The 16,239-nt window shown below is 64.6% G+C and carries 17 protein-coding genes; all 17 read right to left on the bottom strand.

Annotated elements, in window-relative coordinates; translation table 11 throughout:
* Positions 1–2: 2 nt before the first annotated feature.
* From CAF80_RS17930 to CAF80_RS17850, 17 genes are read right to left on the bottom strand one after another with little or no spacing between them, the layout of a single operon-like run.
* Positions 3–1,238: a beta-ketoacyl-ACP synthase gene (locus CAF80_RS17930; protein WP_039766459.1), complete on the bottom strand. Its 1,236-nt coding sequence runs from the start codon at positions 1,236–1,238 to the stop codon at positions 3–5.
* Positions 1,238–1,966 (bottom strand): 3-oxoacyl-ACP reductase FabG, encoded by a 729-nt coding sequence (fabG, locus tag CAF80_RS17925; RefSeq protein ID WP_085648023.1) that lies wholly within the window; start codon positions 1,964–1,966, stop codon positions 1,238–1,240. Before fabG ends, CAF80_RS17930 begins: the two co-directional genes overlap by 1 nt.
* On the bottom strand, positions 1,959–2,438 hold the full coding sequence (locus tag CAF80_RS17920; protein WP_039766461.1) for a hotdog family protein: 480 nt from the start codon (positions 2,436–2,438) through the stop codon (positions 1,959–1,961). Before CAF80_RS17920 ends, fabG begins: the two co-directional genes overlap by 8 nt.
* The gene (locus CAF80_RS17915) at positions 2,435–3,631 is read right to left on the bottom strand and encodes a beta-ketoacyl-[acyl-carrier-protein] synthase family protein (protein WP_085667693.1); all 1,197 of its coding nucleotides are present in this window, start codon (positions 3,629–3,631) and stop codon (positions 2,435–2,437) included. Before CAF80_RS17915 ends, CAF80_RS17920 begins: the two co-directional genes overlap by 4 nt.
* Positions 3,628–4,110: a hypothetical protein gene (locus tag CAF80_RS17910; protein WP_074689581.1), complete on the bottom strand. Its 483-nt coding sequence runs from the start codon at positions 4,108–4,110 to the stop codon at positions 3,628–3,630. The genes CAF80_RS17915 and CAF80_RS17910 overlap by 4 nt, the downstream gene beginning before the upstream one ends.
* Positions 4,110–4,835 (bottom strand): class I SAM-dependent methyltransferase, encoded by a 726-nt coding sequence (locus CAF80_RS17905; protein WP_085667694.1) that lies wholly within the window; start codon positions 4,833–4,835, stop codon positions 4,110–4,112. Before CAF80_RS17905 ends, CAF80_RS17910 begins: the two co-directional genes overlap by 1 nt.
* Positions 4,832–6,079: an NAD(P)/FAD-dependent oxidoreductase gene (locus tag CAF80_RS17900; protein WP_085667695.1), complete on the bottom strand. Its 1,248-nt coding sequence runs from the start codon at positions 6,077–6,079 to the stop codon at positions 4,832–4,834. The genes CAF80_RS17905 and CAF80_RS17900 overlap by 4 nt, the downstream gene beginning before the upstream one ends.
* Positions 6,066–7,226: a sodium:proton antiporter gene (locus CAF80_RS17895; RefSeq protein ID WP_085667696.1), complete on the bottom strand. Its 1,161-nt coding sequence runs from the start codon at positions 7,224–7,226 to the stop codon at positions 6,066–6,068. The genes CAF80_RS17900 and CAF80_RS17895 overlap by 14 nt, the downstream gene beginning before the upstream one ends.
* Positions 7,223–9,562, bottom strand: coding sequence for an MMPL family transporter (locus CAF80_RS17890; RefSeq protein ID WP_074689585.1), 2,340 nt, complete (start codon positions 9,560–9,562; stop codon positions 7,223–7,225). The genes CAF80_RS17895 and CAF80_RS17890 overlap by 4 nt, the downstream gene beginning before the upstream one ends.
* The gene (locus tag CAF80_RS17885) at positions 9,546–10,148 is read right to left on the bottom strand and encodes an outer membrane lipoprotein carrier protein LolA (protein WP_074689586.1); all 603 of its coding nucleotides are present in this window, start codon (positions 10,146–10,148) and stop codon (positions 9,546–9,548) included. Before CAF80_RS17885 ends, CAF80_RS17890 begins: the two co-directional genes overlap by 17 nt.
* Positions 10,145–10,570 carry a thioesterase family protein gene (locus CAF80_RS17880; protein WP_074689587.1) on the bottom strand — a complete coding sequence of 142 codons (426 nt, stop codon included), beginning with the start codon at positions 10,568–10,570 and terminating at the stop codon, positions 10,145–10,147. Before CAF80_RS17880 ends, CAF80_RS17885 begins: the two co-directional genes overlap by 4 nt.
* Positions 10,563–12,107: a histidine ammonia-lyase gene (hutH, locus tag CAF80_RS17875; RefSeq protein ID WP_074689588.1), complete on the bottom strand. Its 1,545-nt coding sequence runs from the start codon at positions 12,105–12,107 to the stop codon at positions 10,563–10,565. The genes CAF80_RS17880 and hutH overlap by 8 nt, the downstream gene beginning before the upstream one ends.
* Complete coding sequence (locus tag CAF80_RS17870; protein WP_085667697.1) at positions 12,088–13,035, bottom strand: glycosyl transferase; 948 nt, start codon at positions 13,033–13,035, stop codon at positions 12,088–12,090. Before CAF80_RS17870 ends, hutH begins: the two co-directional genes overlap by 20 nt.
* Positions 13,032–13,766: a glycosyltransferase family 2 protein gene (locus CAF80_RS17865; RefSeq protein WP_085667698.1), complete on the bottom strand. Its 735-nt coding sequence runs from the start codon at positions 13,764–13,766 to the stop codon at positions 13,032–13,034. The genes CAF80_RS17870 and CAF80_RS17865 overlap by 4 nt, the downstream gene beginning before the upstream one ends.
* Positions 13,759–15,438, bottom strand: a complete 1,680-nt coding sequence (locus tag CAF80_RS17860) for an acyl-CoA synthetase family protein (protein WP_085667699.1) — start codon at positions 15,436–15,438, stop codon at positions 13,759–13,761. Before CAF80_RS17860 ends, CAF80_RS17865 begins: the two co-directional genes overlap by 8 nt.
* Positions 15,435–15,980, bottom strand: coding sequence for a membrane protein (locus tag CAF80_RS17855; protein ID WP_011332105.1), 546 nt, complete (start codon positions 15,978–15,980; stop codon positions 15,435–15,437). The genes CAF80_RS17860 and CAF80_RS17855 overlap by 4 nt, the downstream gene beginning before the upstream one ends.
* On the bottom strand, positions 15,977–16,231 hold the full coding sequence (locus CAF80_RS17850; protein WP_007947135.1) for an acyl carrier protein: 255 nt from the start codon (positions 16,229–16,231) through the stop codon (positions 15,977–15,979). Before CAF80_RS17850 ends, CAF80_RS17855 begins: the two co-directional genes overlap by 4 nt.
* Positions 16,232–16,239 lie beyond the last annotated feature (8 nt).

Here is a 16,239-nt window from a genome sequence, read left to right as displayed (position 1 = left end):
GATTAATTCGGTTGTGACCAGCGACGGAAAATCAGCGAGGTGTTGACCCCGCCGAAAGCGAAGTTGTTGTTCATCACGTATTCGTGGCTCATCTGGCGGAACTCGCCGCGCAGGTAGTCGAGCTTGCCGCAGTGCGGATCGACCTCGTCGAGGTTGAGCGTGTGCACATACAGGTCGCGGTTGAGCATCTCGATGCTGAACCACGACTCCAGCGCCCCGCAGGCGCCGAGGGTGTGGCCCAGGAAGCTCTTTTGCGAACTGATCGGCATGCGTTCACCGAACAAGCTGCTGGTGGCCAGGGTTTCGGCGACATCGCCCTGCTCGGTGGCGGTGCCGTGGCCGTTGACGTAGCCGATGACGTCCGGCGCAAGGCCTGCGTCTTCCAGCGCCAGTTCCATCGCCCGGCGCATGGTGACTTGTTCGGGGCGGGTGGTGTGCTGGCCGTCGGCGTTGCTGCCGAAACCGACGATCTCGGCGTGAATGTGCGCACCGCGAGCCAGGGCGTGTTCCAGCTCTTCGAGCACCAGCATGCCGCCGCCCTCGCCGATCACCAGACCGTCGCGGCCCTTGTCGTACGGGCGTGGCGAGGTGTGCGGTGCATCATTTTTCAGGCTGGTGGCGTACAGCGCGTCGAACACCATGGCTTCGGTCGGGCACAGCTCTTCGGCGCCGCCGGCGAGCATCAGCGGCAGGCGTCCGAACTTGATCGCCTCGTAGGCGTAACCGATGCCCTGGCTGCCGCTGGTGCAGGCGCTGGAGGTCGGGATCAAGCGGCCGGTGAGGCCGAAGAAGATGCTGATGTTCGCCGCCGTGGTGTGCGGCATCATCCGCACGTAGGAGTTGGCGTTGAGGCCTTCGGCCACCGAGTTGAGCAGCATGTTGCCGAACGCCTTGATCTCGTCGGTGCTGCCGGTGGACGAACCACAGGCCACGCCCATGCGCCCGTCCTTGATCGACTCGTCGCCGAGCAGGCCGGCGTCGGCCAGCGCTTTTTCCGCCGCGCCGACGGCCAGCCGCGAAACACGGCCCATGCTGCGCAGCTGTTTGCGGGTCCAGTGCGCCGGCACCTGGAAATCGTCGATGGGCCCGGCCAGACGGGTGTTGAGTTCGCTGAAGCGATCCCACTCGTCCATCCGGCGGATGCCGCTGCGGTTGGCGGCAAAATTGCCGGCGATGGTGTCCCAGTCGCTGCCCAGCGAGGTAATGCCGGCCATGCCGGTGACGACGACGCGCTTCATCAACACAAGCCTCCGTTGACCGCCAGCACCTGGCGGGTGATGTACGACGCTTCCGCCGACATCAGGAAATTCACCGCACCGGCCACCTCTTCAGGCGTGCCCATGCGTTGTGCGGGGATCATTTTCAGCAGTTCTTCCACCGGCACGTTTTCATCGAGCATCGCCGTGTCGATCAAGCCCGGCGCGACGCAATTCACCGTGATCTTGCGCTTGGCCAGTTCGATCGCCAAGGCTTTCGCGGCGCCGATCACACCCGCTTTCGAGGCGCTGTAATTGACTTGGCCACGGTTGCCGATCAGCCCCGACACCGAGGTAATGCACACGATGCGACCCGCGGCGCGGCGGCGGATCATCGGCATCATCACCGGGTGCAGGACGTTGTAGAAACCGTCGAGGTTGGTACGCAGCACCACGTCCCAGTCGTCGTCGCTCAGAGCCGGAAAGGCGCCGTCGCGGGTCAGGCCGGCATTGAGCACCACGCCGTAGTAGGCGCCGTGGGCTTCGACATCGGCTTCGAGGATGGCTTTACAGGTTTCGCGGTCAGCCACGTCGAATTGCAGGATGCGCGCTTGGCGGCCCAGGGCCTGGATTTCAGCCTGCACCGCCTGCGCGTCGCTCAGACCACTGCGGCAATGCACGACGATGTCATGCCCGGCCTGAGCCAGACGCAGGGCGATGGCGCGGCCGATGCCACGGCTGGAGCCGGTGACCAGTATTGATTCAGTCATCGTTCGACTCCTTGTTGGTTTCGTCGCGGGTTTGTTCCAGATAGTCCGCCGCATGGGGCGGGCGGAACACGTTCAGCCGGGCGCTGGCCTCGATGCCGGGCGCGTTGATATGGCATTCGAATACGCCCATGCCGTTGTCGTCTTCCAGCGAGCGCAGGCCATGGATGGTCAGTTCGCTGCCAACCGGAAAGGCCGCCACATTGCATTCGAACTTGCGTGTGCCGAGCAGAAAGCCCAGCTCCACCGGGTTGCCTTTCTGCCGCGCATGGCAGCCGGCGAACGCGGCGACGCTTTGCGCCATCAGCTCGATGCCGACCCACGCCGGCAGGCTGCCGTCGGGCAGGCTGAACAGGCCGCCGGGGCGGACGGTGAGGGTGGTGTGGATCTGTTCGTCGTCAAAGCTCAGGATCCGGTCGATCAGGATCATGTCGCCAGCGTGGGGCAGCAGTTCGGCGAGCGGCCAGTGGCTCATGGGGCATCTCCGATAATCAGGCTGACGTTATTGCCACCGAAGGCAAACGAGTTGCTCATCAGGTAGCGGGGAGCAATGGACGCCAGGCGTTCGCTTGCGGTCACCCACTTCAGCGCTGGCAGGTCGGGATCTGGCTGGCCATCCCAGACGTGCGGCGGCAAGGCGTGGTCGGGGTTGTCGGCACTCAGGCTCAACCAGCAGAACGCCGCTTCCAGTGCGCCGGCGGCGCCGAGGGTGTGGCCGGTCATCGGTTTGGTCGAGGAACACGGTACGCCTTCGGGAAACAGCGCGGCGACGGCCAGACTTTCCATCGCGTCGTTGTGCTGGGTCGCGGTGCCGTGCAGGTTCAGGTAACTGATGTCGCCGGCTTGCAGATGGGCTTGGTCGAGCGCCTTCTGCATCGATTGCAGGGCGCCACGGCCGGTCGGTTCCGGTGCGGAAATGTGGTGCGCGTCGGAGCTGGCGCCGGCGCCGAGCAGGGCGATGCCCGGCCCAGCACCGCGCTGTTTGCTCATCACGAACAGCACCGCCGCTTCGCCGATGTTGATGCCGTTGCGGTTGGCGGAAAACGGATTGCAGCGCTCGTCCGACACCGCTTCCAGCGCACTGAAACCGTTGAGGGTCAGTTTGCACAGGCTGTCGACACCGCCGCACAGCACCGCGTCGCACAGGCCCAGATCGAGCAGGCGTCGGGCGCTCATCAGCGCGCGTGCGCTGGAGGTGCAGGCAGTGGAAATCACATAGGTCGGGCCGCTCAGTTGCAGCCAGTCGGCGAGGAAATTCGCCGGGGCGCCGAGTTCCTGTTGCCGGTAGTCGTAATCGGCCGGGAACTGTTGGTCGCGAATGTAGTGCGCAAGGCCTCGGCTGGCTTCGTCGATGCCCGAAGTGCTGGTGCCGAGCACCACGCCGATGCGCTCGCGGCCGTAAGTCTGGATGGAGTGCTCGATGTCGTCGCGAATCTGCAACGCGGCTTCCAGCAGCAGTTGGTTGTTGCGGCTGCGCTGGTCGGCCAATGCATCGGGAATCGGCGCCAGATCGCCGTGCACGGCGGCCACCGGCAGCTCGCGCTCCGGCACCCAGCCGGACTCGCGGCGCATGCCCGAGCAGTCGCCGGCAAACAGGTTGCGTGCCACGGCTGGCTTGTCGCGCCCCAGGGCGCAGATCACGCCGAGGGCATTGAGGTAGGCGGTCATGACGTCGGTTCACCGAGTGGCGTTACGCGATAGTGCGGGCCTTGTGGCAGGTTCAATTCGAAGCTCAAGGGTTGGGTGTAACGGATGTCCCAGCGCGCCGGCAGGGAACGTTGGCCGCCCTGTTGCTGCGCGTCGGGGTAGTTGCGCGACAGCTCGCCCGCCGGGGTCAGGGCGAACAGCAGCGCGGCGAACAGCTCCCGGGCTTCCGGGTTGGGCGGCAGCAGGCCGTCGGCCTGCCAGTGTCCGTCGATCAACTGCTGACGGGCCTGGGGAATGCCCAGCGGATCCATCATCGACCAGCGGATGCCGGGCCCTTCGCGCTGGATCACCAGCAACCAGTCTTGCTGTTGCCCGGCCAGGTGCCGCTCGATATGCAGTTGCATCGGCAGCGGCAGGTTCGGGTTGCCGGCCGGCAGCGGCGCCTGACTGGCGCAGGCACCGAGCAGCAAGACGCAGGCGAGCAGCAGAACACGCAACATCAGACAGCCTCGTTCAAGGGTTTGCGGGCCACCACGTTGACCAGGGTTTCTTCCCGCTGGCCGAATGGTTTTGGTTTGTGCAATCCAAAACGTTCGAGCAGACCGAAATCCTTCGACCGGCTCCACCACAGATACGGGTACGAAACGTTCTGTTCGCCGAACTCGAAACCCTGCTGGCGAATCATCTCCAGGTACTGCGCCGCGCTCTTTTGCACGTGCATCGGATGCCGGAACAGCCAGCGAATCACCCACGTATCAATGTAAGCCTCGGTGGACTCGGCGAACAGCAGATAACCACCGGGTTTGAGCACCCGATAGAACTCGGCGAGGGCTTTTTCCTGCTCCACCAGATGATGGAAGGTCTGGTGACAGAACAGCAGATCGACGCTGGCGTCCGGCACATTGAGGGTCGCGCAGTCGCTGCCGATCAGCTCGACGTCGAAGCCCTGACGCGCCGCCTCGGCGGCACTCAATTCCAGGCTGTGCGGGTCGGCATCGACGCCGATCAGGCGCTGTGGCGCGAAGGTCTGGCGCAGGTGACCGAACGACTTGCCCTGACCACAGCCGGCATCCAGCAGCACCGGATTGGCCGGCAACGATTCGCTGAACAGTCCGCGCAGATCGTTGATTGCCACGCGCAGCACATGGTGTTGCCAGGTGTGGCTGCGCAGGAACCAGAAGCCGAAGCGGGTTTCCTCGACGTAGTTGTCGCTCAGGTAATTCATGTGTCGTCCCTTGCACAGAGTTCGGAGATCGTCTTCAAACGACGGCGCGCTTCACTGACGAACGGGTTGCGTTCGTCCCAGGCGTAACCGGCGAGGATCGAGCAGATCATGCGGCGGATTTCCGGGGAGCCTTGCTCGTGGAAAATCACGTCCTGAAAGGTGCCGGCGTACCAGCCTTCGACGTAGCAGCGGAACGTGTCGACCCCGCGTTTCAGCGGCTCGGCGAATTCCCGTTGCCAGTCCACCGTTTCGCCCTGCAACTGTCGATGCAGCACAGCGGCGGCCATGCTCGCCGAACGCATGGCGATGGTCACGCCCGAAGAGAAAACCGGGTCGAGAAATTCCGCCGCGTTACCCAGCAGCGCAAAGCCCGGGCCGTGCAGGGTTTTGACGTTGGCCGCATAGCCGCCGAGAGTGCGCGCCGGGGTGTCCCACACGGCGTTGTTCAGCACCTTGGCCAGGCTCGGGGTTTCGGCGATGAAACCGCGCAGGCAGGCGTCGAGGTCGGCATCGCGACCTGCGAAATGTTCAGCGGCAGCCACCACGCCGACGGAGCAGCGACCGTTGCTGAACGGGATCGACCAGAACCAGATATCGCGGTGCTGCGGGTGGGTGGTGATGAGGATTTTTTCCCGATCGAAACCGGGGTGATCGATGTGGTCCTCGACGTGAGTGAACACGGCCTGGCGAACCGGGAAGTTCGATGGTGCTTCCAAGTCGAGCAGGCGTGACAGCACGCGGCCGTAGCCGCTGGCATCGAGGACAAAATCGGCTTCGACGCGGTACTCGCTGGCGTCTTCGCGGCGCACATTCAACTGCGGTCGCGGACGTTCGAAATCGACGCTGACAATCGCGTCGCCATAGCGGATTTCCGCGCCCTGCAATGCCGCCTGATCGGCCAGCAACTTGTCGAAGTCGGCGCGTTGCACCTGCAGCGTCGTGGGCTTGCCGGCGGTGAAGGTGTCGCCAAAATCGAAGGCGCTGTAGCGCTCGCCCCAGGCGAACGCCGCACCGTTCTTGCGTTGGAAACCGGCGGCATTCACCGCCTCGAGCATGCCGGCCTCTTCGACGAAATCCAGGCAATGGCAGAGCAGGCTTTCACCGATGGAGAACCTCGGGAAATGCTGACGCTCGATCACCAGCACGTCGTGCCCCTTGCGGTTGAGCAATGCGGCGGCGATGGCGCCGGAGGGGCCGGCGCCGATGATCACGACCTGACGGGATTCCATTTCAACGATTGGCACGTGAGCTCCTGGGTACGGCAATAGGGTTCAGTGACGCCCGGTGCAGGCCGATGAAGGCCGGCAACAGCGTCGCGATCAGCCCCATCAGCATCAGCGCAAAGTACAGCGCCGGGCTGATGAGTTGTTGTTGCAACAGCAGGTTGAGAAAAACGATTTCGCTCAAGCCGCGAATATTCAGCAGCACGCTTTCGCGCCAGCGGCTGGCGCCTGCGAATGACGCGCCGGCCCAGCCGAGGCCGAGCCAGTTGCCCAGGATTTTGCTGGCGACCGGCAACAGCAGCAGCGCCGCCCATTGCACGGTACCGAGGCTGGCAAGGGCGCTGTGCACGTCGATCTGGACGATGCCGAAAGTCAGGATCAGCGGAATTGCGACCCACGTCTGCAAGCGGTTCATCCAGTGCGCCGGCAGCGGCAACACCAATGGCACCTTGAGCGCGGCCATGCACAGCAGATAACCGATGCCGAAAATCAGTGCGTTGAGTTTGTAGTGTTCGGCCAGCACCAACAGCGCAAAGAAGCCGAGGCTGTAGGTCAATGGACGGCGGATGCCGAACACCCGCAGCAGCACGGGTACGCAGGCCATCCCCAGCGGCAGCAACAGACTGCTCAGGTGCAGGCTGCCCTGAGCGAGGCCGAACAGGGTCCAGCAGGTCAGGTCGATCAGGATCGCGGTCTGCACCAGACGCCGAGTGGCGGCGGGCGGGTAGTCGATGTGACGCAGGTACAGATACAACACCGGGATCGCAGTGATGGCGAACACCAGACCGATCGCCAGCGAGTTGATCCACGGCTGCGTCGGCAACAGCCAGTACGCCGTCGCCAGACCGCAGGCGAACGGCACGGCGAAACTCGGCAGGGCGATCTTCACGCTCTGACGGTCCAGGCGCAGGTCGATCACGTCACTGAGGATGTGCCCCAGCAACAGGGCGAAGCTCAGGCTGTAGAGGTTTTTCAGCCAGCCCGGCGCGATCAGTTCGGCGCCGTTGAGTTGCCAGCCGGGTTCGATCCAGAAGTACATCAGCAGCGGCAGGCCGAAGCTGGCCAGCAGCAATTGACTGACGATCGGGATCAGCCCGAAATGCCGGCCGACCCGGGTGGCGACGAAGAACAGTGCCAGGGCCATCAGCCAGAAAATCATCACCATCATGCTGCAGGCTCCGTGACGGCAACCGCATGGGCCTGACGCCCGGCCCACGGCGCGAGCATGAAGCTGAACGCCAGACCGAGGCTCACCGACAGACCGAAGTTGCTCACCGCCGGGGTGCTCGACACCGCCAGCAGGCCGAACGACAGCCAGGTGGTGGCGGCCGCGAGCAAGGTGCCGAGCAGGCTGACGGCTGCGCCGCCGACCTGCTCGCGCATGAGGATCGCGTAGTCGACGCTGATCGCCGTCACCAGCAACAGGCCGAACAGGCTGAACAGGGTCAGCGGCTGACCGAGCCAGCCCAGGCTGGCGAGGCTGCACAGCGCAGCGAGCAGCGGCAGGGCGACGATCCGCAGCGCGCCGCCGAGACCGAACGGCAGCATCAGCACCAGCACGATCAATACGCAGGACGCGAGTTTCAGCTCAGCAGCGCTGATCTGGGTCTGGGCGAACACCTTGTTCAGATCGCCGAGCCGGTCCACCAGCATCACGCCGGGCAGATCCAGCGCCTGCACCCGCAACAGCGACGGATTGTTCAGGCCTTGCAGGCTGACCATCGCTGCCACGCCGTCCTCGGTCGGCCCGAGCCACAGCGTACGGTAGGGCTCGCCGAGCGGCCCGGCCAGCGCCGCATCGATGTCTTCGGCGGGCAGCGCCTGCAACTGTTGCAGTTCGGTTTGCAGCGCCGCCAGCGGTACGCCGACTTCCAGCAGCGGCTGCCAGAATTGCGGCAACTTGCTCAGCGCTTCCCGCACCTGTTGCTGTTGAGCCGGCGGGCTGACCAGTTGATTGAGCGCCAGATAACCCTGCAACTTGTCGAGGTTGACCAGTTGATCCAGCCGCTCGCTCAGGGCCGCTTGCCGTTCCAGCAATTGCTGCTGATCGGCGGCGCGCACCAGGAAGAACTGGCTGGTCGGCTGATAGCCGGTAATCCGCGCGATGGTCTGCGCCTCATCGGTCAGGCGTTGCGGCGCACCGACCCACTGGCGGATGTCGTTCCTGCTCTCCAGTTGCAGCAGACCGCCGACGCAGAAGGCGATCAGCAGGGCTAGCAATACCGGCGTTCTGACGTGGTCGAGCAGGTTTTCCCGCAACCGCACCAAGCGCTCGGCCAGTTGCAGCGGCCATTGCGCCGGGCGCAGTTCGACGTTTTTCAGCAGCGCCGGCAACAGGCACACCGCCGACAGGTAGGCGCCGAGCAAACCGGCGGCGGAGAACACGGCGATCTGGGTCAGGGCCGGGAAAGGTGTCCAGGCCAGTGCCAGGTAACCGATGGCGCTGGTGATCAGGCTCAATGTCAGGCCGGACAGGGTCAGGCGCAACGCCGGCCAGCTGTGCCAGGGCTTGAGGCTCCAGCTCTTGGACAGGTAGTGCAGCGGGTAATCCACTGCCACGCCGATCAGGCTGGAGCCGAGCACCAGGGTCATCACATGCATGTGCCCGAACAGCGCGACACAGGCCACTGCGCCGAACAGCATGCCGACCAGCACCGGAATGAACGCCAGCAGCACCCGCCAGCGGCGGAAGGCGAGCAGCAACAGCAAGAGGATGCCGATGGTGGCGCCGCCGCCGACCCAGGTCATTTCCCGGGTCGCCTGCTGCTGACCGTTGGCGGCGTACAGCAGACCGCTGGCGGCCAGCAATTGCACGTCGGCGCGAGCCGCTTGCTCACGGCTGTGTTGCAGCAGGGCGGCGACTTGCAGCGGCTGATTCATGTCGAAGGCACTGCCGGTGGTGCGTGCGCGCAGCAGCACCCAGCTCTTGCCATCGGCGTCGGCGATCAAGGCGCCGCTGCCGATGTCCAGTTGCACCGCGCCATGTTGCGGCTGGCTGTTCTGGATGCGTCCGGTCAGGCCCAGCCAGTCGTCCTGGCTCGGCACCAGACTGAACCCGGTGAAAGGGTCGAACAGCGCCTGTACCCGTTGCTGGATAAAGGCGTCGGGATGTTCGATCAGCAGTTGTCGGTCATCCGCCGAGAGCATCGCCAGCCGTCCTTGCAGCAGTTGCGTGCGCAGGGCCGGCAGATCGGCCTGCAGGTTCCACTGGACCTTTTCGAACAGCCCGCTGGCCTGCCATTGCTCGCCCAGGGTCTGGGCCATGGCGACGGCTTGCTGGCGATCGGCGTGGCCGACCAGCACCAGCATGTCGCGGTTGAGCGGTTCCTGCATGCGTTGTTCGGCGCGCAGTTCGAGGGCGTCCGGGTGGGTGCCGGGCACCAGTTCCATCAGGTTGGCCGACAGCGGCGCACCGTCGCGCCACTGCCAGGCGCCCAGTGCGACAACCGCCAGCAGCAGGATCAGGAACAGCCAGGGCAGCCTGCGTTCACTCGGCAAAGTCATGTTGCTCCGCGTCGCTCAGAGGTTGGCCGGCAGTGCTGTCCTGCATGCGCAGTACGGTGCTGTCGCCCTGGGTTTCCAGCAGTTCGATGGTGTTCACCAAGGTGCCGCCGCTGATGTTGATCTGGTTGAAGACCTGCTTGAGCAGCACCGAGCGCGGGGTAAGGGTCAGTTGCCATTGCTGCGCATCGCCGCTCAGGGCCAGTTCGAAATCCCGTTGCAGACCGCTGCTGTCGCCTTGCAGCACCGCCAGGAACAAGCGGTTCTGCTCGGCCCCGGCGCTCTTGTTCGGCAGCAGTTGCCAGCCGGTGGCATCACGCCGGGCGATGCCCTTGGCGCTGATCCGGTAATCCTGTTGCAGCGGGGTTTTCAGCAGCCACAGCAGGCCGTGGTTTTTGGCAAGGACAAAACTGCCCTTGCTGATCAGCGGCTGGGGCAGGGCGCGCAGGTGCTTTTCCTGGATGAACTGGCCGTGGATCACGTCCGGTTTCGCCAGTTGCTCGCTCAACTGTTGCAGGTCGAAGGCGTTGGCCAGCGACGACAGCGTCAGCAGCGCCAGGGCCCCAAGGGATTTCAACCACACATTCATCGCAGCATCCTTTCCACGGCATCGGTGAAGACTTTCGGCGAGGCCAGTTGCATCTCGCGGCTGCTCATCTCGACGGCGACCTGCACCGAGCTGGCGCGGGTCAGGCGTTCGCCTGTCTGGGCGTCGGTGATCAGATAGTGGATCTTCAGGCGGTTTTCCCACTCCACCAGACTGGCGCGCACGTTCAGCCGCTGACCGAATACCGCGCCGCGCACGTAGCGCAGTTGCAGGTCGATCACCGGCCAGGCATAGCCCGAGTCGACCATCTGGTTGTAGTTGTGGCCGATCTTGTCGAGCAGTGCACAGCGCGCCACTTCCAGGTATTTCACGTAATGGCCGTGCCAGACGACGTGCATGGTGTCGACGTCAAAGAACGGCACGAGGATTTCCGTATCGGCGTGAAGCACTCCGGCACTACGCATGCAGCCTCCAGTGTTGCTCGGCGATGCGTTGCAGGCACAGGCGCAATTCACCTTCCAGGGCACGGTCTTCGATCACCGGCGGGAAGTCCCGGGCCAGTTGTTCGTGCATGGCGGCCAGTGATGGCGGCAGCGGACGCGCGTCTTCATCACGACCACGCAGCCACACGCCTTGATTGGCGGCCAGCAACGTAGCGGCGGCGACCTGTTCGGTCAGCTCCAGCACACGAATGGCGTCGCGGGCGGCGATGGTACCCATGCTCACCTTGTCCTGGTTGTGGCACTCGGTGGAGCGCGAGAACACACTGGCCGGCATGGTGTTTTTCAGCGCTTCGGCAGTCCAGGCACTGGCGCCGATCTGCACAGCCTTGAAGCCGTGGTTGAGCATCGCGCGGTCGGCGCTGGCGCCCGACAGGTTGCTCGGCAAACCGTGGTTGTAACGCTCGTCCACCAGCAGCGCGAGTTGGCGGTCGAGCAGGTCGGCGACGTTGGCCACAAGGTTTTTCAGGCTGTCCATGGCGAACGCGATATGCCCGCCGTAGAAGTGTCCGCCGTGCAGCACGCGCTCGGCTTCGGCGTCGATGATCGGGTTGTCGTTGGCGCTGTTGAGTTCGGTCTCGATGAACGAGCGCAGCCAGTTCAGGCTGTCGGCCAGCACGCCCAGCACATGCGGTGCGCAGCGCAGTGAGTAGCGATCCTGCAAGCGGTGCAGCGGCGCGGTCGGCGCGTCGATTGCCAGATCCTTGCGCAGCCATGCGGCCACCTGCATCTGACCCGGATGCGGCTTGGCGGCGAACAGGCGCTCGTCGAAGTGTTCCGGATTGCCTTGCAGCGCCACCACGTTCAGCGCGGTGATGCGGGTGGCCAGTTGCAGCAGGTAATCGGCGCGGGCGTAAGCCAGGCACGCCAGACCGGTCATCACGGCGGTGCCGTTCATCAGCGCCAGCGCTTCTTTCGGACGCAGCACCAATGGTGTCCAGCCCAGTTCGCGATGCACATCGGCAGCCTGGCGGCGTTCGCCACGGAACATCACTTCACGCTCGCCGGACAGGGTTGCGGCGACGTAAGACAGCGGTGTCAGATCGCCGCTGGCACCCACCGAACCCTCTTCGGGAATCAACGGCAAAATGTCGTGTTCAAGGAAGGCATGCAGGCGTTCCAGCAACTCGATGCGCACCCCGGACACACCGTGGCACAGCGACTGCAGACGCGCCGCCAGCACCGCGCGGGTGGCCTGGGCGTCGAGCAGTTTGCCCAGCCCGCAACCGTGGAACGTGTAGAGATGACGCGGCAGCGCCTCGACGTGATGCAACGGCACCGCAACCACGCAGGAGTCGCCGTAACCGGTGGTCACTCCGTAGATCACGCCTTCCTTGTCCAGCAGCGAATCGAGGAACCGCGCGCCCTTGGCGATGCGTTCGCGATAAGGCGCGTCGCTCTGCAACTGCACGGGCGCCTGACGGTTGGCCAGGGCCAGCACGTCTTCGATGCGCAAAGGGCGTTCGCCGAAGGTGACCGGCTCAGGAGTTGGCGTTGTCATCGGTTTTCCAGAATGGGTAAAAGTTGAACCATTGGCTCGGTGCTTCGAGGCAATAGTGACTCAGGCGTTGCGCATAGCGGGTCGCCCACTGATGAATGACCTGTTCGCGCTCGCGGCGTGACCACACCACGGCGTCGGCGAACGGCTCGAGGGTCAGGCGATAGTGGCCGTCCGGCTGTTTCAAGCACATCAGCAGGTTGACTGGGCATTTCAGCAGGCCGGCCAGCAGCCACGGCCCTTGCGGGAACGGCGCCGGGTGGCCGAGAAAGTCCACGGTCACGCTGCGCCCGCCATGCAGTGGCACGCGGTCGCCGGCAATCGCCAGCCACTCGCCGCGCTCCAGCCGTTCGTGCAGTTGCAGCATGATCACCGGGTCCAGCTCGCTGACCTGAATCAGTCGCAGGTTGGTCGCCCCGGCCTCGCCCAGCAGGCGATTGAATTGCTCGGCGTGCTTGGTGTGCACCAGCACGTTCATGGTGACCTTTTCGCCCAGCTCCGCCAGCGCCCGGCACACTTCGAGGTTGCCCAGATGCGCGCCCACCAGCATTTGCCCGCGACTGCCGCGCAACTGATTGCGCAACAGCGCCGGGTCGATGATTTCGATCTGCTCGATCTTCAGCTTGCCGTTCCACACGTCGAGCTTGTCGAGCAGCGAATCGGCGAATGCCATGAACTGGCGGAATACCCGCCAGCGGGTCGGACGCAATTCGTGGCGACCGCTCCAGTCGGCGAGGCGCTGCTGATACTGCCAGGCACTGCGCCGGGCGGTGCGGCCGAACAGGAAAAAGTACAGGACGATGCCGTACAGCAACGGGCTCAGCAGGCGTCGGCCAAGGACCTTGGCGGCGAACGCGGTGAATTTCATCAGCAGGAAACTGCCGCGCTCTTCGCGGTCGGCCCAGTGCTTCTTGTCGGTCTCGACGGTCATGCGCGCCACCGTCGCCAGAGGATCACGGGCAAGCGCAGCAACATGCCGAAGAACAGGCGCGTGTGCATGCTCGAGATCAGCACGTTGTCGTGGAACAGGCGAAAGTGCGACACGCCGTCCAGCGGGTAATGCACGCTGGTCTGCAACCAGCGCATCGGCTGATTGCGCCAGGCCAGGCGCACCAGAATGTCCGAGTCGAAATCCATGCGCTTGCCGATCCGCGCCGAGTCGATCACGCCCAGCGTCGGTTCCAGCGGATACACCCGGAAGCCGCACATCGAGTCGCGGATCTGCAGCGACAGGGTGTTGATCCACACCATCACGTGGGTCAGATAACGCGCATACAAACGGCCCTTGGGCACGCTGGCGTCGTACAGCGGATAACCACAGACCAGTGACTCGGGGTGGGCGCGGGATTCTTCGATGAACCGCGCGACATCCTGCAAGTCGTGCTGACCGTCGGCATCGACCTGCAAGGCATGGCTGAAACCCAGCCGCGCCGCTTCACGCAGACCGGTCATCACCGCGCCGCCCTTGCCCTGATTGGCAGTGAGGCGCACCAGATAAACCCGCTCGCGCTCGGCCAGCGCGTCCAGCACCGCCGCGCAGGATTTGCTGCTGGCATCGTCCACCAGAATGCACGGCAGATCCTCGGTGAGCAGGGCGTCGACCACCGTGCCGATAGCGGTTTCGTGGTTGTAGACCGGGATCACGGCGCAAGGGTTATGCATCGCCAGCCCCCAGCAGAATCCGCCCGCTGGAGCAGGTGGCGGTTTCGTTGCGGTAGGCGAAATACAACTTGCCGCGTTCCGGATCGAAGCGCAGATGCAACTGGACTTCATCGCCGGGGCGCACCAGTTGCTGGAACTTCAGCACTTCCATGCCGGCGAACGCGCCGGGCAGCTTCAGCAGTTGCCGACCCAGGTTCAGCGCCCATTCGACCTGCACCACGCCGGGTAGCACCGGGGCCTTGGGGAAGTGGCCGCTGAAGTAGGCCAGGTCCGGCGGAACGCTCAATTGCAGGTTCCATTCGCCCTCGGTTTCGGCCTGTTCCAGAATCTCCGGCGCTTTCGGCCGTGGTGCCAGCAGCAAGGCTTCGACGTCGGCCTGAGGCAACTTGCCCTGCGAGGTCAGCGGCAATTGGCGCAGCAGGCGCCAGCGGCGGGGCAGGGCCAGGGCTTCGCAGTGGTCGCCGAGATGACGGCGCAGGGTTTCGGTCAGGCTGCGCCGACCGTGTTCGCGCAGGGCAAACAGGCCCGATTCGCTGAGCACCAGCAGAGCGCCGAGGGACGCGCGATTTTCCTGCACCACGCCCAGACGCGCTTCGGCGACCCAGTCGTGGGCCACCAGCGCCTGTTCAAGCATCGGCAGGGAAATACGTTTTTCTTCGAGTTTGACGATCCGGTCGAGCCGCCCGAGCAATTCAAAGCGGCCATCGGCCTGAATGCGTGCCGCATCGGCGGTGTGTTCGACATGCCCGGCGGGCAGATAAGGCGAAGCGATCAGCAGGGCGCCGTCGTTGTCCTGGCTCAACTCGACACCGGCAAACGGCTGCCACAACGATTCACCCTGACGCCAGGCGATGCCGCCGGTTTCCGAGCTGCCGAGGATTTCCGTCGGCCACTGTCCCAGGCGCTGATGCAGGCTTTGTGCGGCGTCTGCCGGCAGTGCGCCGCCGGACGAAAACACCCGGCGCACGGCGCTGAGTGCCAGCCAGTCGAGGTTGTCGCCCATGCGTTTGAGCAGCGCCGGGCTGGCGACCCAGGCGAAGGCCGGGTGCTCGCGGCTGGCGCGTTGCAGGTCTTCCGGGAAAGCCAGTTGCTTGCGCAGGAACGGACGCCCGGCGCACAGCGGCCACAGCACGCGAAACAGCAAACCGTAAATGTGCTGGGTGGCGACGCTGCCAAGAATGCAGGCCTCGCCGAGATCCGCGCCCCACAGCTGTTCGAGGGCTTCGACTTCGTTGGCCAGTTGCCGCAGGGATTTGTCGATGCGCTTGGGCTCGCCGCTGGAGCCGGAAGTGCACAGGCTCAGGCGGCACTGGTCGAGGTCCAGTTCGGCAGCAGGCAGTGCCGGTTGCAGCAGATCGCTCAGGCGGGCGTCACCGGTCTGATCGGTCAGCCACAGATCGACGTCGTTCGACCAGCGCTGACGGGTCTGCGCTTGCAGGTCCGAAGGCAGCAACACGCTGATGCCGGCACGCCAGGCGCCGAGCAGGGCGACGGCCAGGTCGGCGGCATCTTCCAGATGCACCGCCAGACGTTGTACGCCACGCGCTTGCAGACCGGCGGCCAAGCTCAGGGCCTGTTCGCGCAGTTGTGCGTGATCGAGTGCCGGTGCGCTCGTTACCGCGCGCGCCGGCAGGGCCTTGAGCAACAGCTGCTCAAGTTTTATCCAGTTCATGGGCGACCTCTTACCCGTTGTCGTATCAGCCATTCAATGGCAAACATCAGGCCGATCAATCCGTAGGAGATCAGGCCGGTGTACAACATCCACCAGTTCAGCGGCGCCCACAGTGTCAGCAGGGCGGCGCACAAACCGTTGCAAAAGAAAAACACGCTCCAGGCCACGGTGACCTGGCGGGTGTAACGAATCGCCTTGGGCGGCAGTTGCGGTTCACGCAGGCGCGCCAGACGCTCGACCATCGGCGGGCCGTATTTCAGGCTCAGGCTGAACAGCACCAGCATGAAGCCGCTGATCAGCACCGGGTACCAGCGCAACAGCAAAGGGCTGTCGAACACCGCCAGCAGCAGGCAGAACACGATCGCCACAAAGGCCATCCACAGGCTGCCGGGCTTGCGTTCGCCGGTCAGCGCGCGCGCCAGCCACAGGCCGCCCAGCAGCAGGCCGAACTGCCATGGCGCGAAATGCTCCATGCCGAAATACACCGCAAAGGGATACAGCAGGCCTGCCAGCAGCAGGCCGAGGCCGATCAGTCGGCTCATGCGGCCGGTTGAACCAGACGGTAGACCGCCTCGACCACGTCGCTGACGGTGCGCACCGACTTGAATTCTTCGGCGGCGATTTTCTTGCCGGTCTGGCGCTTGATGTGATCGATCAGGTCGACGGCGTCGATGCTGTCGATTTCCAGATCCTGATACAGGTTGGATTCCAGGCTCACGCGAGCCGGGTCCAGTTCGAACAGCTCGACCAGGGCATCGCGCAGGGTGTTGAAAATGTCGTCACGAGTTTGCATGGTCCGGT

Source organism: Pseudomonas sp. B34(2017), from assembly GCF_002112915.1.
Lineage (GTDB): Bacteria > Pseudomonadota > Gammaproteobacteria > Pseudomonadales > Pseudomonadaceae > Aquipseudomonas > Aquipseudomonas pharyngis.
Note: the sequence above shows the minus strand (reverse complement) of the source record. Positions and strands in the feature narration are given on the sequence as shown.